This window comes from Leminorella grimontii ATCC 33999 = DSM 5078 (assembly GCF_000439085.1).
GTDB classification, from domain to species: Bacteria; Pseudomonadota; Gammaproteobacteria; order Enterobacterales; family Enterobacteriaceae; genus Leminorella; species Leminorella grimontii.
Genome location: NZ_AUUA01000001.1, coordinates 122,086 through 141,204, shown reverse-complemented (window position 1 = coordinate 141,204; position 19,119 = coordinate 122,086). Strand labels below are relative to the sequence as shown.

The following is a 19,119-nucleotide window of genomic DNA, read 5'->3' as shown; positions in this document are numbered from 1 at the left end:
GTTGCTTGAGATACGGTACGTTCAGCTTATTTTACAACATTATTATGAAAGCTTGACCTGAAAGGATTAAGCCCAAAACAGCAACCTTTAAAAAGCAGGAGGTATTATCTAAGGTTAACGAGGAGTTTGATTAAACGTAGTCCGCTTTATAACAGCATTCATATAGATTTATTTGCTGTCTTTGGCTGGGAAATTTTATTTAGGGTAACGACGAGTTTTACTTTTTATTTTCCTTAACGCTTTATTAAAAATGAGGAGGAGCGCCTATGCGCAGCATAGCGTCTCATATTATATGGCTCGCTCTCGCTATTCTTGGCGCCTGCGGGCTCGCTATTATTGCCTTAAATAATGGCGAAAAAGTGAATGCGCTTTGGATCGTTGTAGTCGCCGTTTCTGTTTATTTAATCGCATATCGCTATTACAGCAAATTCATCGCCGACAAGGTGCTGTCCCTTGACGCCACGCGCATGACGCCCGCGTATCGCCATAACGACGGTCTGGACTATGTGCCAACCAACAAGTATGTGCTGTACGGTCACCACTTTGCCGCCATCGCCGGCGCAGGCCCGCTGGTCGGCCCGGTGCTTGCGGCACAAATGGGCTATCTGCCGGGCATGATCTGGATCCTCGCAGGGGTCGTTTTGGCCGGCGCCGTACAGGACTTCATGGTGCTGTTCGTTTCCACCCGCCGCGACGGCCGCTCTCTTGGCGACCTGGTCAAGGCCGAGCTGGGACAGGTTCCAGGCGTTATCGCGCTGTTCGGCGCGTTTATGATCATGATTATCATCCTGGCCGTTTTGGCCCTGATCGTGGTTAAGGCGCTGATCAACAGCCCGTGGGGATTCTTCACCGTTGCGGTGACCATCCCTATCGCGCTGTTTATGGGTATCTATACCCGTTACATTCGTCCCGGAAAGATCGGCGAAGTCTCTATCATCGGCTTTATTCTGCTGATGCTGGCGATTATTTACGGCGGCGAAGTCGCCAAAAGCCCCTCTATCGCGCCTTACTTCACGCTGGACGGCGTGGAGCTGACCTGGGCGCTGATTATCTATGGCGGCATTGCGTCTATTCTGCCGGTTTGGCTGCTGCTCGCTCCGCGCGACTACCTGTCCACCTTCCTGAAGATAGGCACCATCGTCGGCCTGGCAATCGGCATCGTCTTTATTGCGCCTTCGCTGGAAATGCCGGCGACGACGCGGTTCATCGACGGCACCGGCCCGGTATGGGCAGGCAACCTGTTCCCCTTCCTGTTCATCACCATTGCCTGCGGCGCGATCTCCGGCTTCCACGCGCTGATCTCTTCCGGCACTACGCCTAAAATGCTGGAAAACGAAACGCACGCCCGCTTTATCGGCTACGGCGGCATGCTGATGGAATCATTTGTCGCCATCATGGCGCTGGTCGCCGCGTGCGTTATCGACCCAGGCGTTTACTTCGCCATGAACAGTCCTCTGGCGGTGCTTGGCCCAACGGTAGATTCCGCCGCGCAGGTCGTCAGCTCTTGGGGCTTTACCGTTACGCCTGACGTACTGACTCAGTACGCAAAAGACGTCGGCGAAGCGTCCATCGTCTCCCGCGCGGGCGGCGCTCCTACTCTGGCCGTCGGCATGGCGCACATTTTAAGCCAAATCACCGGCCCGGCCATGATGGCCTTCTGGTATCACTTCGCCATTCTGTTTGAGGCGCTGTTTATCCTGACCGCCGTTGACGCAGGCACTCGCGCCGGCCGCTTTATGCTGCAAGACCTGATGGGCACGTTCGTCCCTGCGATGAGGCGTACCGACTCTTTACCCGCTAACGTCACCGCTACTGCGCTGTGCGTTGCCGCATGGGGTTACTTCCTCTATCAAGGGGTCGTCGATCCGCTGGGCGGCATCAACACGCTGTGGCCGCTGTTCGGCATCGCCAACCAGATGTTGGCCGCAATTGCGCTGACGCTCTGCGCCGTCGTTCTGTTCAAGATGAAGCGCGAGAGATACGCTTGGGTTGCCGTCATTCCAACCATCTTCCTGCTGGTATGTACGCTAACCGCCGGCTGGCAAAAGGTGTTTGACGCTAACCCGCGGGTTGGCTTCCTGGCGCTGGCCAAGAAGTATCAGGCCTCGTTGGATAAAGGCGAGATTCTGGCGCCGGCCAAGTCTCTCGATCAGATGAGCGCGCTGATTTTCAACAACCAGCTTGATGCCGGATTAACCATTCTGTTTATGCTGATAACGGTAAGCATCGTGGTGTTCGGCCTGCGCACCGCCTTTAAGGCCAACGCCAATCCGAAACCAACGGCCAACGAGGTGCCCTACGAACCTCTGCCAAGTTCAGCGACACAAAGCTGACTATTGATGTAAACTAAGAGCCTAAAAGCAGCCGCAGTGCGTTTTGCGGCTGCTTTCTTAAACCCGCGCTAAAAAAGGCAACGCTATGTTTGAAGATCTGGCGAAAGTAGGTCGTTATCTGGGACAGGCAGCCCGCCTGATGGTCGGCGTACCTGACTATGATACCTACGTTCAGCACATGCGCTTAACGCATCCTGACCAGAAGGTCATGAGCTACGAAGAGTTTTTCCGCGAGCGGCAGGAAGCCCGCTATGGCGCCGGAGGCGGTCGCTGCTGCTAGGACGCGTTCCTTAGCTGTTTATGTAGACCAAGGCCGGATACTAAAATAATGACCAACGTGCGCAAACGGCTAAGGAACGCGGCCTGATGCAGGCCGCCGTAATCTATCACTCGGAGGTAGAACTACCGCTATGACTGCCCTTTCCCCGCTTCCCGTAACGATACTGACCGGCTTTTTAGGCTCAGGCAAAACGACGCTTATCAACCATCTGTTAAAAAACTACCCCAACGAAAAGATCGCTATTGTAGAAAACGAGTTTGGCGCCGTCGGCATCGACGGTGGCCTGCTGGAACGACGCGGTGACGTTGAGGTGATTGAATTAACCAACGGTTGCGTGTGCTGCAGCGTGCGCGGAGAGCTGACGGAAGCGTTAAAAAACCTGCTGACCCAGAGAGATGAAGGAAAGCTCTCTTTTGAGCGGCTCCTGCTGGAGACAACCGGCCTGGCAGACCCTGCTCCGATAATACAAACCTTTTTCGTTGACGACGTTCTCAGGGAGCGCCTGATGCTCGATGCCGTCATTACTCTGGTTGATGCAGAACATGCGCAAAAACAGCTTAGTGAACACCGGGTCGCCGTTTCTCAAGTCGGTTTTGCCGACCGACTGATTTTAACCAAGCTCGATCGCATAGATGAAGAAACCAAACGCCTGCTGCTTGAACGCCTGCGTGCGATCAACGCCAGAGCCGTAGTGTGCGAGGCCCGCAGCGGCAGGTTGGAAAAAGAGGCGTGGATAGGCATTGAGGCGTTTAATCTGGACGAAGGTTTTACCCTGAACGCTACCTTCACGCCTTCATTGAAAAACAGCGCTACGCCGCTGCGATTCCGTCCTCTGGAGCAGTCTGACGCCTCCCGCTCGTGGAATGACGACATCACGTCGCACGTTTTTGAAACTGGCGATGTGGATATCAAGCGCATCGGCGCATTTATGGAAGGCGCTATCGAGAAATACGGCAACGATATGCTACGCTATAAGGGCATTCTGGCCGTTGCGGGAGAACCCCGTAGGCTTATCGTTCAAGGCATACACCGCGTCGTAGGATTTGACTACGGCAGCGAATGGCGAGCGGATGAAGCACGTAAGACCATGCTGGTCATCATCGGGCGCAGCTTGCCCATTGACTCTCTTGAGCGGGAGTTTATGTCCTGCGTGAGTCAAAGCGAAGCTTATCCCCGGTAGGCTCGCAGCATAAGCGCCGTATTATGAAAAATTGCGATACGCAGTTTAACTGTTGAATATGCGATCTGGTGAAAAGTTATTTGTAAAACCTATTGATACTATCGGTTTTTCCAGCGCTTTCATTAGGTTTTCATTTCGCATCTCAGGCTCTATAATGATACATTATACTTTTGTTAAGTACCCGCTGGCTGTATCACGGCGCCCGAATTTAGGACACCTCGCATGACTGACAACAATACCGCACTGAAGAAAGCTGGACTAAAAGTGACGCTTCCTCGCCTTAAGATCCTGGAAATTCTTCAGGAACCGGAGAATCATCACGTCAGCGCTGAAGATCTCTATAAGAGACTCATCGATATGGGCGAAGAAATTGGTTTAGCGACGGTTTATCGCGTATTGAACCAGTTTGACGACGCCGGTATCGTGACTCGCCACAGCTTTGAAGGCGGAAAATCCGTTTTTGAACTGACGCAAAAGCACCATCACGATCACCTGATTTGCTTGGACTGCGGCAAAGTTATCGAATTCAGCGACGAATTTATCGAGCAGCGCCAGCGCGAAATCGCTGATAAATACAGCATTAAGCTGACTAACCACAGCCTTTACCTTTACGGTAAGTGCAGCTCCGGCGACTGTCGTAAAGACGAAAGCGCCCATGACGCAAAGAATTGATAGCTGTTCTTTCTAAAAACAACGCCGGCTAATGCCGGCGTTGTTGTTTCTGCCCGTAAAAAATCTTTTTTAGATAAAAAATACCCGCGTTAACCGCGGGTATTTTGTCTTTATTAGGAGATCAGGCCGCGTTCGAAGCGCCCCAGGTATCTCTCAGCCCGACGGTTTTGTTGAAAACCAGCGCATCGGCCGTTGAATGACGCCTGTCGGCACAGAAGTACCCTTCACGCTCAAACTGATAGGCAAACTCCGGCTTCGCCGACTTCAGAGAGGGCTCCACAAATCCGTGAACCACTTTCAGCGACTCAGGGTTAATAGTCGACAGGAAGTCGTCCGCTGCGCCCGGGTTCGCCACGCTAAACAGGCGATCGTAAAGGCGGAATTCCGCCGGCAGCGCGTGCGCCGCAGAAACCCAGTGGATGACGCCTTTAACCTTACGTCCGTCCGCAGGATCTTTGCCCAGCGTCGCTGCGTCGTGGCTGCAGTAAATCGTGGTGATATTACCTTCTGCGTCCTTCTCGACGCGCTCGGCCTTAATCACGTATGCATGTCTTAAGCGAACCTCTTTGCCCAGCACCAGGCGCTTATACTGCTTGTTAGCCTCTTCGCGGAAGTCTGCGCGATCGATATAGACTTCATTGCTAAACGGCACGGTGCGGGAGCCCATTTCCGGGCGGTTCGGATGAACGCCGACGGTCAGGTTCTCTTGATGTCCCTGCGGCAGCGTTTCAATAACGACCTTCACCGGATCGAGCACGGCCATCGCACGCGGCGCGTTTTCGTTCAGGTCATCGCGGATACAGGTTTCCAACGCCACCATTTCTACGTTGTTATCCTGCTTGGTTACGCCGATGCGGCGACAGAATTCGCGGATAGAAGCGGCGGTATAGCCGCGGCGACGCAGGCCGGAAATCGTCGGCATGCGCGGATCGTCCCACCCTTCTACGACCTTCTCCGTCACCAACAGGTTCAGCTTGCGCTTGGACATGATGGCGTATTCCAGATTCAGGCGAGAAAACTCGTACTGGCGCGGATGGCAAGGAATGGTGATATTATCCAGCACCCAGTCATACAGGCGGCGGTTGTCCTGAAACTCCAGCGTACACAGCGAGTGGGTGATCCCTTCCAGCGCATCGGAAATGCAGTGGGTAAAGTCGTACATCGGGTAGATGCACCACTTATTGCCGGTCTGGTGGTGTTCAGCAAACTTGATGCGGTAAAGCACCGGGTCACGCATAACGATAAACGATGAGGCCATATCGATTTTCGCGCGCAGGCAGGCGGCGCCTTCGGCAAACTCGCCGTTTTTCATCTTTTCAAACAGCGCCAGATTCTCTTCTACGCTGCGATCGCGATACGGGCTGTTCTTACCTGGCTGAGTCAGCGTGCCGCGATATTCGCGCATCTCTTCGGCAGACAGCTCGTCCACATAGGCCAACCCCTTATTGATAAGCTCTATGGCGTAGCTATGCAGCTGGTCAAAGTAGTCGGACGAATAGCGCACCGCGCCGTCCCAGTGGAAGCCGAGCCACTCAACGTCGGCTTTAATGGACTCAACGTACTCAACGTCTTCTTTAACCGGATTGGTGTCGTCAAAACGCAGGTTGCAGCGCCCCTGATAGTCCTGTGCGATGCCGAAGTTCAGGCAGATGGACTTGGCGTGGCCAATGTGCAGATAACCGTTCGGCTCGGGCGGGAAGCGGGTCACTACCGTAGTGTGCTTACCCGAAGCCAAATCTTCATCAATAATATGGCGGATAAAGTTAGTCGGGCGGACTTCGGCCTCACTCATTTATTTTTTCCTCTATGCAAAAGCGCTCACAACGTATAACCATATATCATCTAACAACGCCCCTCAGGACACAACCGTTAGTTACATTTCCTGATAAAAATGACGCGACTACGGAAATTTTCAGGCGTTTTGCAAACAAAAAAAAGCGGGAAGGTTCGCCTTCCCGCTCAGACTCCGCATTAAACGGAGGGTAACGAACTAGCCCTTAACGTCAAAGAGCTTAGTCTGTCCGGCTACGACTTGGCCGCTGGCAACGTCCGCCAGACCGCTGAAATCGTCGATGTTGCTGACCACCACCGGGCTGATGATGGAAGCCGCATTGAGGCTCAGGTAGTCCAGATCCAGCTCCAGTACCGGGTCGCCGGCCTTCACTTCCGCGCCCTCTTCCGCCAGTCGCTTGAAGCCCTTACCTTCCAGCTTAACGGTATCGATACCGATATGGACAACCACTTCCGCGCCGTCTTCCGTTTCCAGACAGAAAGCGTGGTTGGTGCCGAAAATCTTCACCAGAGTACCGTTTGCAGGAGCGACGACGATTTTATCCGTCGGGCGAATGGCTATGCCGTCGCCTACGGCGCCGCTGGCAAACGCTTCGTCCGGCACTTCGCTCAGGGCGACGGTTTCACCGGTAATCGGAGAAACAAGCGTACTGAGGCGCGTCGACTCGGCCTTTTTAACCGCGGCCTGCGCCGGTGCGCTCTCTACCGCCTTAACGGCAGCGGGAGCTGCGGAACCCTTCGGCGCTTTACCGGAGGCAATCAGTTTACGCATGCTGTCAGCGATGGATTCCGCCTTGGCGCCTACGACGATCTGAATGCTTTGTTTATTTAACTTAACTACGCCCGCAGCGCCCAAGTGCTTAGCAGCGGCGGAATCGACCAGCCCTGAGTCTTTAACCGTCAGACGCAGGCGGGTAATACAGGCGTCAATGCCGGTCAGGTTGTCGGTACCGCCAATCGCGCCGATATAGGCGTTAGCCAGTCCGGCCAGCCCTTCTTCAGTGTTGCTGTTTTCCGGTGAGGTTTCGTCCTGCACAACGTCTTCACGGCCCGGCGTTTTCAGGTTCAGCACGCGGATGATGACGGAGAACAGTGCAAAGTAGACGACGAACGCTACTACGCCCATCACCAACAGGATCCAAACGTTGCTGCTGGCAGCCGGCAGTTTGAACATCAGCGCATAGTCGATAGCGCCTGCGGAGAAGGTAAAGCCCGCGTGAATGCCCAGCGCTGTCGCAACATACAGGCTGATACCGGTCAAAATGGCGTGGACCAGATACAGCAACGGAGCCAGGAACATAAACATGAACTCGATAGGCTCGGTAACGCCGGTCAGGAACGCGGTCAGCGCAACGGACATCAGCAGGCCGCCGACGGCTGGGCGACGCTCCGGCTTGGCGGCCAGATACATCGCAAACGCAGCGCCCGGAAGGCCGAACATCATGATCGGGAAGAAGCCTGACATGAACATCCCCGCGGTGGCATCGCCGTTATAGAAACGGTTGATGTCGCCGTGGAACACCTGACCAGCCGCGTTGGTGAAGTCACCAATCTGGAACCAGGCGATGGTGTTAAGAACCTGGTGCAGGCCGGTTGGGATCAGCAGACGGTTAACGAAACCGAAGATGCCTGAGCCCAGCGCGCCCTGCGCTACGATCCATTCACCGCCAATGCGGATCCCTTCCTGAATCGGCGGCCATACGTAACCAAAAATACCGGCTAAAATCAGACAGAAAAAGCCGGTAGCGATAGGCACAAAGCGCTTGCCGCCAAAGAAGGTTAAAAAGTCGGGCAGCTTGATGTCGCTCCAGCGGTTATAAACCATACCGCCGATAAGACCGGAGATAATACCGGCCAATACGCCCATATTGATGCTGGCCTCAATGGTCACCGTCGCTTTAGTAAGGATAAAGAACCCTACCGCACCGGCAAGCGCCGCTGAACCCGCGTTGTCTTTAGACCACGTGGCCGCGACGCCGATGGCGAAGATCAGCGCCAGGTTGTCGAAAATCGCCCCGCCCGCCTGCGCCATAAACGGCAGGTTCAGCAGGTCTGGTTGACCGAATCGTAGCAGCAATGCGGCTACGGGCAGTACGGCGATCGGTAACTGCAGCGATCGGCCTAATCGTTGAAAAAACCCAAGTATATTCACCTTGCTTCCCCCTGCTTACCCTGAGTGAGACGTTATTTTTATACTCAACGTCGGTCTGAATTACACATTCAGCCGCCGTTGACGATGCTGAATAGGTCTATTAGGTATAACCGATTTATAGTGTAAAAAATATATTTTGCATCACAAATTAAAAGCTTCGATTATGTGACAAACATCACCAATTTGGTCAATATTTTTTCTAATATGCTGGCCATGCATCGCCACTTATTTTATTATACAAAATATCAATTACCGGCGTGAGAGCGTGTGCTATCAGTACAGAGGCGCTATAGTCAGTTCATCAACGCGTTGCGTTATCTTCACATATGACTTCACGTAAAAGTATAGACCCGTTACGTCGCCAAGAGGTTCTTATATGAGACTTATTCCATTAGAAAGCGCGCAGGATGTCGGTTTATGGTCAGCGCGTCATATCGTCAACCGCATTAACGCCTTCAAGCCGACCGCAGATCGCCCTTTCGTTCTCGGCCTACCTACGGGCAGCACGCCGCTAAAAACTTACGTACGCCTAATCGAACTGTATAAAGCGGGTGAAGTCAGTTTTAAACACGTCGTCACGTTTAATATGGACGAATACGTCGGGCTGAAAGAGGCGCATCCACAAAGCTATCACACTTTTATGTATGAAAACTTTTTCAATCATATCGATATCCAGCCGGAAAACGTCAACCTGCTGGACGGCTGCGCCGAGGACGTGCAGGCCGAATGCAAGCGCTATGAAGACAAAATCAAATCCTACGGGAAAATAAACCTGTTTATGGGCGGCGTAGGTAATGACGGCCACATTGCGTTTAACGAACCGGCTTCATCTCTCTCTTCCCGCACTCGGATCAAAACCCTAACGGAAGATACGCGTATCGCCAACTCGCGCTTTTTTGATAATGACATGAACAAGGTGCCCAAATACGCGCTAACGATTGGCGTCGGTACGCTGCTGGATTCAGAAGAGGTCATGATTCTGGTTACCGGCCCGAACAAAGCGCTGGCGCTGGAAGCCGCCGTCGAGGGCTGCGTCAACCATCTGTGGACCGTATCGGCGCTTCAGCTGCACCCCAAATCTATTTTGGTTTGCGACGAACCCGCCACGATGGAACTGAAGATGAAAACCGTGAAGTACTTCCGTGAACTGGAAGCTGAAAACATTAAGAAGCTATAGCCTGTTGCAGGGGGGTTACGATGTACGCATTAGCTCACGGCCGGATTTATACCGGCCATGATATTCTTGATAATCACGCCGTCGTCATCGCCGACGGCCTTATTGCACAGGTTTGTCCTTTAAACGAACTTCCGACCGGTATCGAAATCGTTGACTTGAAAGGCGCGATCCTGGCGCCCGGATTCATCGACCTTCAGCTTAACGGCTGCGGCGGCGTGCAGTTTAACGACGCACTGGAGAATATCTCGCAAAAAACGCTCGAGATAATGCAGAGCGCTAACGAGAAGTCCGGCTGCACCAGCTATCTTCCGACGCTTATCACCTGCAGCGATGACTACATGAAGCACGCCATTGACGTGATGCGTAGCTATCTTAAAAGCCATGAAAACAAGGCGCTGGGCCTTCATCTTGAAGGGCCTTACATTAACGTCGCTAAAAAGGGCACCCACAATCCCGACTTTATCCGCAAACCGGATGACGCCATGATTGACTACCTGTGCGCCAACGCAGACGTTATTACGAAAATTACGCTGGCCCCCGAGCAGGTTGACGGTCGCGTTATTCGCAGATTAAAGGCGTCGGGCATCGTTGTTTCCGCCGGGCATTCTAACGCCAGCTACGAACAGGCACGCGCAGGCTTTGCCGCCGGCATCGGCTTTGCAACGCACCTGTACAACGCCATGCCCTATCTGGCAGGCCGTGAGCCTGGCCTTATCGGCGCCATATTTGATACGCCTGAAGTCTATACCGGCATTATCGTGGATGGCTATCACGTCGCCTGGCCAAGCATTCGCAATGCCAAAAAGCTTAAAGGCGATCGTTTGGTATTAGTCACTGACGCAACCGCTCCTGCCGGCGCCGATATCGACCATTTTATTTTTGCAGGCAAACCCGTATATTATCGCGATGGCAAATGTGTAGATGCTAACGGAACGCTCAGCGGTTCGGCATTGACCATGATTGAAGCCGTCGCCAACAGCGTTCAGCACGTAGGGATCGCGCTGGATGAGACGCTACGCATGGCGGCGCTGTATCCCGCACGCGCAGTCGGCGTAGACGACCAATTAGGCAGCATCGAAGTGGGTAAGGTCGCAAACCTCACCGCATTTAGTCACGACTTCAAAATAACGCATACCTGGGTAAACGGCCGTCTCAGCGAGGGCCAAAGCAGGTCATAACAACAGCAGAGGTAAGGATGACGACGGGCGGTCAAATTGGCAATATCGATCTGGTAAAACAGCTCAACGGCGCAGTCGTCTACCGACTCATTGACCAACAGGGGCCTATCTCCCGCATTCAAATTGCGGAACTGAGCCAGCTGGCCCCTGCCAGCATCACGAAAATAACCCGTCAGCTGCTTGAACGAGGGCTGATTAAAGAAGTTGAACAGCAGGCCTCTACCGGAGGCCGACGCGCCGTTTCTATCGTTTCGGAACACAAACATTTCCACAGCGTCGCCGTTCGCCTCGGGCGTAACAACGCCACTATCGCCCTTTATAACCTCGGCGGTAAGGCGTTGGCCGAAGAGCACTATTCTCTTCCCGAGCGGACGCAGCAGGCTCTTGAAGACAGCCTGCTCGACGCTATCGCCCGCTTTATCGATGCCTACTCAAGCAAAATTCGCGAGCTTATCGCCATCGCCGTTTCACTTCCCGGGCTGGTCGATCCGGAAAGCGGCGTGGTCAAATACATGCCCCATATTTCCATCGGCGACTGGCAGCTGGGTCAGGCCATACGAGATCGCTTTAGCGTCAGCTGTTTCATCGGCCACGACATTCGCAGCCTGGCGCTTGCGGAACACTATTTTGGCGCCACCAAGGACTGTGAAGATTCCATGCTGGTGCGGATCCACCGGGGTACCGGCGCGGGATTTATTATCAACGGGCAAATATTCCTCGGTAAGAATCGCAACGTCGGCGAGATTGGCCATATCCAAATAAACCCGCTGGGCGAGCGCTGTTACTGCGGTAACTTCGGCTGCCTTGAGACCGTCGCCTCCAACCTCGCCATCGAACAGCGGGTGCGTCAGCTGCTGAGCCAAGGCTACAGCAGCCGGCTTACTCAGGAAGATTGCAGCATTTCCGCTATCTGTAAGGCCGCCAACCGGGGTGACGATCTGGCGGTCAACGTGATTGAAGACGTTGGGCACCAGCTGGGGAAAGCCATTTCGCTGGCGGTTAACCTGTTTAATCCGCAGAAGGTAGTCATCGCGGGAGACATTACTGAAGCCCAGAAGGTGTTGATTGCCGCAGTCCAAAGCTGCATCGATCATCAGGTTCTGCCCAACTTCCGGCAGGATTTGCCCGTAGTGACGTCGCAGCTTGACCACTGTTCCGCCATCGGTTCTTTCGCGCTGGTCAAGCGCGCCATGCTAAACGGCTCCCTGCTTCAGCATCTGCTGGGCGACAGCGCCGACTGATCGACCTCTACGCCCTTTTCTTTTCGATGCGCCCCTTTTTGGCGCATCTTTCCCTATTTTTGCTCTTCTCACGCACCGTTACCGTGCAAAGCGGCTATGATTATGATTAAGCGCTTCAGCTTTTCTCTGTCTCCAGTACGCAACGCGCATCTGGCTCGCTTTTTGCTTAACTATCAAACAGTGTAGTTTTTATTACGGCAACAGAATAAGGGAGAAATTATGTGTTCAATATTTGGTGTACTCGATATTAAGTCCGATCCGATTGAGCTGCGTAAAAAAGCGCTGGAAATGTCTCGCCTGATGCGCCACCGCGGGCCGGACTGGTCCGGCATTTACGCAACGGACAGCGCGATTCTCGCCCATGAACGCCTCTCCATCGTGGACGTCAACAACGGCGCTCAGCCCCTGTATAACGCCGCGCGTACCCACATTCTGGCCGTTAACGGCGAAATCTATAACCATCAGGAACTTCGCCGTCAGCTAAAAGACAAGTACGAATTTCAGACCGAATCCGACTGCGAAGTGATCCTGGCGCTCTATCAGGAAAAAGGCGTCGACTTCCTTGACGACCTTCAGGGCATGTTCGCCTTCGTCCTTTACGACAGCGAACGCAACCGCTATCTGCTCGGGCGAGACCACATCGGCATCATTCCCATGTATACCGGGTACGATGAGTACGGCAACTTTTTTGTCGCCTCAGAGATGAAGGCGCTGGTCCCGGTTTGTAAAACCCTGAAAGAATTTCCTGCGGGAAGCTACCTTTGCAGCGACGACGGCGAAATACGCCGCTACTATCAGCGCGACTGGATGAGCTATGACAGCGTGAAAGATAACGTCACTGACGCCTATGCGCTGCGTAACGCGCTAGAGGAGTCGGTCAAAAGCCACCTGATGTCCGACGTGCCCTACGGCGTGCTGCTGTCCGGCGGGCTTGACTCCTCCGTGATTTCCGCCATTACCAAGAAGTATGCCGCGCGCCGCATTGAAGACGATGAGCGGAGCGAAGCCTGGTGGCCACAGCTTCACTCCTTCGCCGTCGGCCTGAAAGGGTCGCCGGATCTGGCCGCCTCGCTGGAAGTGGCGCGCCATCTGGGCACCGTACACCATGAAATCCACTTCACCGAGCAAGAAGGCCTGGACGCCATCCGCGACGTGATTTATCACATTGAAACCTACGACGTCACGACCATCCGCGCATCAACGCCGATGTACCTGATGGCGAGAAAAATCAAGGCTATGGGCATCAAGATGGTGCTGTCGGGCGAAGGCGCTGACGAAGTCTTCGGCGGCTACCTCTATTTCCATAAAGCGCCCGACGCGAAAGAGTTCCACGAAGAGACGGTGCGTAAGCTTTTGGCGCTTCATATGTACGACTGCGCCCGCGCCAACAAGGCTATGGCCGCCTGGGGCGTTGAGGCCCGCGTACCGTTTTTGGACAAGAAGTTTCTGGACGTCGCTATGCGCATTAACCCTAAGGATAAAATGTGCGGCAACGGAAAAATGGAAAAGTACATTATTCGCGAGGGCTTTGAATCCTACATTCCGGCAAGCGTCGCCTGGCGTCAGAAAGAGCAGTTTTCCGACGGCGTAGGATACAGCTGGATAGACACGCTAAAAGCCGTCGCCGCTGAGCAAATCAGCGACCAGCAGTTGGCCAACGCAGCCTTCCGCTTCCCTTACAACACGCCGACCTCAAAAGAGGCCTACTTGTATCGGGAAATATTCGAAGAGCTGTTCCCCCTTCCCAGCGCCGCCGAGTGCGTTCCGGGCGGCCCTTCCGTCGCCTGTTCGTCGGCCAAAGCGATTGAATGGGACGAATCGTTTAAGAAAATGGACGACCCATCGGGGCGTGCCGTAGGAGTTCACCAGTCAGCCTACAAAGTACAATAATCTCGGAAAATAAAGCGGCGGAAGAGGCCGGAAATACCCTCTTCCGCCGCTTCGTGAATGAGCAATAAATGGCGCCAATTCGCCTCTTTTATAATCATATCGGTTATAACCCAAACAATCAGACGCAACATCCCCCATTAAGAGAAAAAACTTGTTGACGATGGTGCATGAGATACGCATAATGCGCCCCGCAACGCCGTTGAAGGTAATGCGAAAAGAATGGCTACGTAGCTCAGCTGGTTAGAGCACATCACTCATAATGATGGGGTCACAGGTTCAAATCCCGTCGTAGCCACCATTCGCGGGAGTGGCGAAATTGGTAGACGCACCAGATTTAGGTTCTGGCGCCGCAAGGTGTGCGAGTTCAAGTCTCGCCTCCCGCACCATTTATCTTCAACGCATATCGTATCTTAAGTTGGGATATCGCCAAGCGGTAAGGCAGCGGGTTTTGATCCCGCCATTCCCAGGTTCGAATCCTGGTATCCCAGCCATTTTTTTTGCGCTCAATAAGTTGAACGTATTTGGATATATCTTAAGTTGGGATATCGCCAAGCGGTAAGGCAGCGGGTTTTGATCCCGCCATTCCCAGGTTCGAATCCTGGTATCCCAGCCATTCCTTCCCATCGCTCCCTCTATATTTTCCCGGTTTAGCATCCTGTATTTGGCTATACGTATGGTGAAATATTCACCATTTATCTTTTTCGTCAACAGCTTTAACCATTTTTCTGCGCCAAGCGTCAACGTACGTCTTGACGAACGGGAAAGAGATACGCATAATGCGTCCCTCAACGCTGTTGAAGATAAGCAGGGTAATGGCTACGTAGCTCAGCTGGTTAGAGCACATCACTCATAATGATGGGGTCACAGGTTCAAATCCCGTCGTAGCCACCATTTTTACTCCTGCGAAAATAACGACGTTGCGGAAGTGGCGAAATTGGTAGACGCACCAGATTTAGGTTCTGGCGCCGCGAGGTGTGCGAGTTCAAGTCTCGCCTTCCGCACCATTTATTTTCAACGCGTATCGTATCTTTTGGGATATCGCCAAGCGGTAAGGCAGCGGGTTTTGATCCCGCCATTCCCAGGTTCGAATCCTGGTATCCCAGCCATATTTTTAGGCTTTGGCCTAAACGTAAAAAAGCTCGCTTAACGCGAGCTTTTTTACGTCTTTCTTCCGGGGCTTCCCGTCTGAGAACTACAACCCCAGCGCGTACCTCAAGGCCTTCTCCTTTAGCTTTCCTGAACGCTCGGCCATCATAAGGCCAAGATTGCGCACCAAAGCCAATGGCGCCAGATCGTTGCTAAACGCGTTATAGAAAACGTCCATGCCGGTCTGCATCAGCAGGTTGTCCGGGTAGCGCCGACGCTCGTAGCGCCGCAGCGCCTCATCACAATCACCCTTTGCCTCACGCTTTTCCTCTTCCGCCAAGACGTCAAGCAGCGTTTCAACGTCGCGATAGCCGAGGTTAACCCCCTGCCCCGCCAGAGGGTTAATGGTGTGCGCGGCGTCTCCGATGAGAACGACGCCGCGCTTCACGTAACGCTGGGCGTGCCTGCGCACCAGAGGGAATGAACCGGCGCCCTGTACCTCAACGTTGCCCAAACGTTCGGGAAACGCCACAAGGATCTCTCTGGCCAGCGCCTCATGGGACATTGCCTGCAGCTGGCGAATTCGCGCCGGCGCGTCATACCACACCAGCGTCGCGTAGCCGCCAGAAAGCGGTAAAAATGCGCGCGGGCCGCTAGGGTAAAAGCGCTGCCAGGTCACGTCCTGCTGGGGCAAATCGGTTTTTATCAGAATCAGCATGCACCATTGACGATACTGCCAGCCGGTAACGCCAATCCCCGCCAGTTCCCGCACCGCGGAGTTTGCGCCGTCGGCGCCAATCACTAGGGGCGCTCGAAGCCGCTCGCCGCTGTCCAGAGTAAGTTCCCAGCCGCTTTTTTGAGCGTCGGGCCGAACCATGTCAGCCAGGCGGGAGGGACAATATAGCTGCAGGCTTGGATAGCGCTCGAACTGTTGCCATAACCCCAGCTGCAATACGCGGTTTTCTACCATAAAGCCCAGTTCAGGCAGGGCCAACGCCTGAGCGTCAAAGACGACGTTGCTGTTATCCCACTCCCAGGTTTCTAACCTGCGGTAAGGCGCTGTGCGCATCGCCGCAATGCCGTCCCATGCGCCCAGCCGCTTGAGCAAATTCACCGACCTACAGCCAATTGCCGATATGCGAATATCCGGCGCGCTGTCGGGGACAAAGGGTTTCGGCGTCTCATGCTCTATTACCGCAACCGAACGCCCTCTCATCGCAAGCCCTACGGCCGCCGCGGCGCCAACCATACCTCCGCCGACGACGATCGCATCATGAGTTTTAGCCGTATCGTTAATCATGTCATTACGCCATCATTGAACTATCATGTTGCGAAGTGTACCGGATTTTTACGCTTGCTTCAGTGACGGATGTAGTCAATCTCTGGTCAGGCGAACAACAAACCATTACAATACGCGCCCTGCGCGGAAATTAGCGCCGTATTGGTCGGCTCGCTCGCAGGAGTCTAATGCCAAGCCTTTCACTGAGTAACAAACCGATGACGAAAAAACTGTACATAAAAACCTGGGGCTGTCAGATGAATGAATACGATTCATCGAAAATGGCGGACCTGCTGGCAAGCACTCACGGCTATCAGCTGACGGAAATCGCAGAAGACGCGGACGTCCTGCTGCTGAATACCTGTTCGATTCGCGAAAAAGCGCAGGAAAAGGTTTTTCATCAGTTGGGTCGTTGGAAAACGTTCAAGGAAGGAAAGCCGGACCTGATTATCGGCGTTGGCGGCTGCGTCGCCTCCCAGGAAGGCGACCACATTCGCCAGCGCGCGCCCTTTGTCGACGTGATCTTTGGCCCCCAGACGCTCCACCGACTGCCCGAAATGATAAACCGCGCCCGCGGCACCCGCAGCCCGGTAGTTGACGTCAGCTTCCCGGAGATCGAAAAGTTCGACCGCCTGCCCGAACCGAAGGCGGAAGGCCCAACGGCGTTTGTTTCCATTATGGAAGGCTGTAATAAATACTGCACTTACTGCGTCGTGCCCTACACGCGCGGCGAAGAAGTCAGCCGGCCCTGCGACGACGTGCTGTTTGAAATAGCCCAGCTTGCCGCTCAGGGCGTAAGGGAAGTTAACCTGCTGGGGCAAAACGTCAACGCCTACCGCGGCCCGTCGTTCGACGGCGGCATTTGCTCTTTTGCCGAACTGCTTCGCCTGGTGGCGAGCATCGACGGCATTGATCGCGTGCGCTTTACCACCAGCCATCCGATTGAGTTCACCGACGACATTATCGAAGTCTATAAAGATACGCCCGAGCTGGTCAGCTTCCTGCACCTGCCGGTACAAAGCGGCTCGGACAGAATTCTCAACCTGATGGGCCGTACCCACACCGCGCTGGAATATAAGTCAATTATCCGCAAGCTGCGCGCCGCGCGTCCGGATATTCACATCAGCTCCGACTTTATCGTAGGCTTCCCCGGCGAAACCCAGCAGGATTTCGAACAGACCATGAAGCTTATCGCCGACGTCGACTTTGATATGAGCTACAGCTTCATCTTCTCCGCTCGTCCCGGTACGCCGGCCGCCGATATGGCTGACGACGTCAGTGAAGAGGAGAAGAAGCAGCGCCTGTATATTCTGCAAGAGCGCATCAACCAGCAGGCGATGCAGTACAGCCGCCGCATGCAGGGTTCCATTCAGCGTATTCTGGTGGAAGGCACTTCCCGCAAGAGCGTCATGGAGCTTTCCGGCCGCACCGAAAACAACCGGGTCGTCAACTTTGAAGGAACGCCCGACATGGTGGGCAAGTTTGTTGACGTTGAAATCGTCGACGTTTACCCCAACTCTCTACGAGGCAAGGTCGTCAGAACGGAAGCGGAAATGGGGCTGCGCGTTCAAGATTCACCGCAAGCGGTGATCGCCAGAACCCGTAAAGAAGACGAGCTGGGCGTTGGCCACTATCAGCCGTAACTCTCCTCTTGGAAGGCCGCTGATGCGGCCTTCTCCTCTCGTTTCCACAACGCGCCACGCGCGCGCTCGACGAATCCCGATGAATAATGACGGCTATTTACCTATAATCAGGGCAGATATGCCTCACACTCTTAATCATAACGAGGTTCAATTTGAAGATTGATACTTTGGAAGTTGTACTGGAGCCCTCTGATAACGAACGCTTGCAGAGCCTGTGCGGCCCGTTTGACGATAACATCAAGCAGCTTGAGCGTCGCCTTGGTATCGAAATCAACCATCGCAACAATCACTTCAAGCTGGTCGGCAAGGCTTCCTGCGTCAACGTCGCCAAAGAGATCCTGCTTAACCTCTATGTGGATACCGCGCCGGTACGCGGCATCATTACCGATATCGAACCTGACCAAATTCATCTGGCTATCAAAGAGTCCGGCGTGTTGGAGCAGGTCGCCGAGTCGGTTCCCGACTATGGTAAAGCGGTGATCATCAAAACCAAGCGTGGAATGATAAAGCCGCGCACGCCGAATCAGGCGCAGTACATCGCCAACATTCTCGACCACGACATCACCTTCGGCATTGGCCCTGCCGGCACGGGGAAAACCTATCTGGCGGTCGCCGCTGCGGTCGACGCGCTGGAGCGTCAGGACATCCGCCGCATTCTGCTGACCCGCCCAGCGGTCGAAGCGGGAGAAAAATTGGGCTTTCTGCCGGGCGATCTGAGCCAGAAGGTTGACCCCTACCTGCGCCCGCTGTACGACGCGCTGTTTGAGATGCTCGGCTTTGAGAAAGTGGAAAAGCTGATAGAGCGCAACGTGATTGAGGTCGCGCCGCTGGCCTATATGCGCGGCCGCACGCTGAACGACGCCTTCATTATTCTTGATGAAAGCCAGAACACCACTATCGAACAAATGAAAATGTTCCTCACCCGCATCGGCTTTAACTCCAAAGCGGTGATTACCGGGGACGTCACGCAGATAGACCTGCCTCGCAGCCAGAAGTCAGGCCTCCGCCACGCCGTTGAGGTGCTTTCCAACGTGGAAGAGATAAGCTTTAACTTCTTCCACAGCGAAGACGTGGTCAGGCACCCGGTCGTCGCGCGCATCGTTAACGCCTATGAGGCGTGGGAAAGCGAAGAGCAAAAGCGCAAAGAGGCGCTGGCGGAACAGCGCAAGCGCGAGCAGCAGTACATTTCAAACGCCGGTTCAGAATAAATTAGGTGA

13 protein-coding genes and 7 tRNA genes are annotated in these 19,119 nt (G+C 54.2%); 17 read left to right on the top strand and 3 right to left on the bottom strand.

Annotated features, from left to right (window positions below; genetic code table 11):
- The first annotated feature begins 266 nt into the window (after window positions 1–266).
- From cstA to fur, 4 genes are all read left to right on the top strand, one after another.
- Complete coding sequence (cstA, locus tag G544_RS0100755) at window positions 267–2,333, top strand: pyruvate/proton symporter CstA (protein WP_027272816.1); 2,067 nt, start codon at window positions 267–269, stop codon at window positions 2,331–2,333.
- A gap of 85 nt (window positions 2,334–2,418) precedes the next feature.
- The gene (locus G544_RS0100750) at window positions 2,419–2,613 is read left to right on the top strand and encodes a YbdD/YjiX family protein (RefSeq protein WP_027272815.1); all 195 of its coding nucleotides are present in this window, start codon (window positions 2,419–2,421) and stop codon (window positions 2,611–2,613) included.
- A 130-nt stretch (window positions 2,614–2,743) separates the two neighbouring features.
- Window positions 2,744–3,793, top strand: a complete 1,050-nt coding sequence (locus G544_RS0100745) for a CobW family GTP-binding protein (protein WP_027272814.1) — start codon at window positions 2,744–2,746, stop codon at window positions 3,791–3,793.
- 222 nt (window positions 3,794–4,015) lie between these two features.
- Complete coding sequence (gene fur, locus G544_RS0100740) at window positions 4,016–4,465, top strand: ferric iron uptake transcriptional regulator (RefSeq protein WP_027272813.1); 450 nt, start codon at window positions 4,016–4,018, stop codon at window positions 4,463–4,465.
- A gap of 121 nt (window positions 4,466–4,586) precedes the next feature.
- Here the strand turns inward: fur and glnS are convergent, their stop codons facing one another.
- Window positions 4,587–6,257 (bottom strand): glutamine--tRNA ligase, encoded by a 1,671-nt coding sequence (glnS, locus tag G544_RS0100735; RefSeq protein WP_027272812.1) that lies wholly within the window; start codon window positions 6,255–6,257, stop codon window positions 4,587–4,589.
- A gap of 198 nt (window positions 6,258–6,455) precedes the next feature.
- On the bottom strand, window positions 6,456–8,408 hold the full coding sequence (nagE, locus tag G544_RS0100730) for a PTS N-acetyl glucosamine transporter subunit IIABC (RefSeq protein WP_027272811.1): 1,953 nt from the start codon (window positions 8,406–8,408) through the stop codon (window positions 6,456–6,458).
- 376 nt (window positions 8,409–8,784) lie between these two features.
- Here nagE and nagB point away from each other — a divergent pair, with 376 nt between their 5' ends.
- The 11 genes from nagB to G544_RS0100665 all read left to right on the top strand — a co-directional run bounded on the left by nagB (window position 8,785) and on the right by G544_RS0100665 (window position 15,000).
- On the top strand, window positions 8,785–9,585 hold the full coding sequence (gene nagB / locus G544_RS0100725; protein WP_027272810.1) for a glucosamine-6-phosphate deaminase: 801 nt from the start codon (window positions 8,785–8,787) through the stop codon (window positions 9,583–9,585).
- Between the two features lie 20 nt (window positions 9,586–9,605).
- The gene (gene nagA, locus G544_RS0100720; protein ID WP_027272809.1) at window positions 9,606–10,763 is read left to right on the top strand and encodes an N-acetylglucosamine-6-phosphate deacetylase; all 1,158 of its coding nucleotides are present in this window, start codon (window positions 9,606–9,608) and stop codon (window positions 10,761–10,763) included.
- Between the two features lie 17 nt (window positions 10,764–10,780).
- The gene (gene nagC, locus G544_RS0100715; protein WP_027272808.1) at window positions 10,781–12,004 is read left to right on the top strand and encodes a DNA-binding transcriptional regulator NagC; all 1,224 of its coding nucleotides are present in this window, start codon (window positions 10,781–10,783) and stop codon (window positions 12,002–12,004) included.
- Between the two features lie 219 nt (window positions 12,005–12,223).
- Window positions 12,224–13,894 carry an asparagine synthase B gene (gene asnB / locus G544_RS0100705; protein ID WP_027272807.1) on the top strand — a complete coding sequence of 557 codons (1,671 nt, stop codon included), beginning with the start codon at window positions 12,224–12,226 and terminating at the stop codon, window positions 13,892–13,894.
- A gap of 221 nt (window positions 13,895–14,115) precedes the next feature.
- Window positions 14,116–14,192, top strand: a tRNA-Met gene (locus G544_RS0100700).
- 3 nt (window positions 14,193–14,195) lie between these two features.
- Window positions 14,196–14,280, top strand: a tRNA-Leu gene (locus tag G544_RS0100695).
- Window positions 14,281–14,310: 30 nt separating this feature from the next.
- Window positions 14,311–14,385 (top strand) — tRNA-Gln (locus tag G544_RS0100690).
- Between the two features lie 47 nt (window positions 14,386–14,432).
- A tRNA-Gln gene (locus G544_RS0100685) sits at window positions 14,433–14,507 on the top strand.
- A 201-nt stretch (window positions 14,508–14,708) separates the two neighbouring features.
- Window positions 14,709–14,785: transfer RNA gene (locus G544_RS0100675), tRNA-Met, on the top strand.
- Between the two features lie 28 nt (window positions 14,786–14,813).
- A tRNA-Leu gene (locus G544_RS0100670) sits at window positions 14,814–14,898 on the top strand.
- A 27-nt stretch (window positions 14,899–14,925) separates the two neighbouring features.
- A tRNA-Gln gene (locus G544_RS0100665) sits at window positions 14,926–15,000 on the top strand.
- An 86-nt stretch (window positions 15,001–15,086) separates the two neighbouring features.
- Here G544_RS0100665 and ubiF read toward each other — a convergent pair.
- Window positions 15,087–16,277 (bottom strand): 3-demethoxyubiquinol 3-hydroxylase, encoded by a 1,191-nt coding sequence (gene ubiF, locus G544_RS0100660; RefSeq protein WP_027272806.1) that lies wholly within the window; start codon window positions 16,275–16,277, stop codon window positions 15,087–15,089.
- Between the two features lie 200 nt (window positions 16,278–16,477).
- On the opposite strand from ubiF, the gene miaB reads away from it, so the two are divergent.
- Entirely contained in the window at window positions 16,478–17,902 is a 1,425-nt protein-coding gene (gene miaB / locus G544_RS0100655; protein WP_027272805.1) for a tRNA (N6-isopentenyl adenosine(37)-C2)-methylthiotransferase MiaB, read from the top strand.
- Between the two features lie 152 nt (window positions 17,903–18,054).
- Entirely contained in the window at window positions 18,055–19,110 is a 1,056-nt protein-coding gene (locus G544_RS0100650; RefSeq protein WP_027272804.1) for a PhoH family protein, read from the top strand.
- The last annotated feature ends 9 nt before the right edge of the window (window positions 19,111–19,119 follow it).

Bases quoted from the DNA above. Each gene is read 5' to 3' on its own strand.
- G544_RS0100745 (WP_027272814.1), top strand. From the start codon at position 2,744: ATGACTGCCCTTTCCCCGCTTCCCGTAACGATACTGACCGGCTTTTTA.
- glnS (WP_027272812.1), bottom strand. From the start codon at position 6,257: ATGAGTGAGGCCGAAGTCCGCCCGACTAACTTTATCCGCCATATTATT.
- nagC (WP_027272808.1), top strand. From the start codon at position 10,781: ATGACGACGGGCGGTCAAATTGGCAATATCGATCTGGTAAAACAGCTC.
- asnB (WP_027272807.1), top strand. From the start codon at position 12,224: ATGTGTTCAATATTTGGTGTACTCGATATTAAGTCCGATCCGATTGAG.
- G544_RS0100750 (WP_027272815.1), top strand. From the start codon at position 2,419: ATGTTTGAAGATCTGGCGAAAGTAGGTCGTTATCTGGGACAGGCAGCC.
- fur (WP_027272813.1), top strand. From the start codon at position 4,016: ATGACTGACAACAATACCGCACTGAAGAAAGCTGGACTAAAAGTGACG.
- nagA (WP_027272809.1), top strand. From the start codon at position 9,606: ATGTACGCATTAGCTCACGGCCGGATTTATACCGGCCATGATATTCTT.
- miaB (WP_027272805.1), top strand. From the start codon at position 16,478: ATGACGAAAAAACTGTACATAAAAACCTGGGGCTGTCAGATGAATGAA.
- cstA (WP_027272816.1), top strand. From the start codon at position 267: ATGCGCAGCATAGCGTCTCATATTATATGGCTCGCTCTCGCTATTCTT.
- nagB (WP_027272810.1), top strand. From the start codon at position 8,785: ATGAGACTTATTCCATTAGAAAGCGCGCAGGATGTCGGTTTATGGTCA.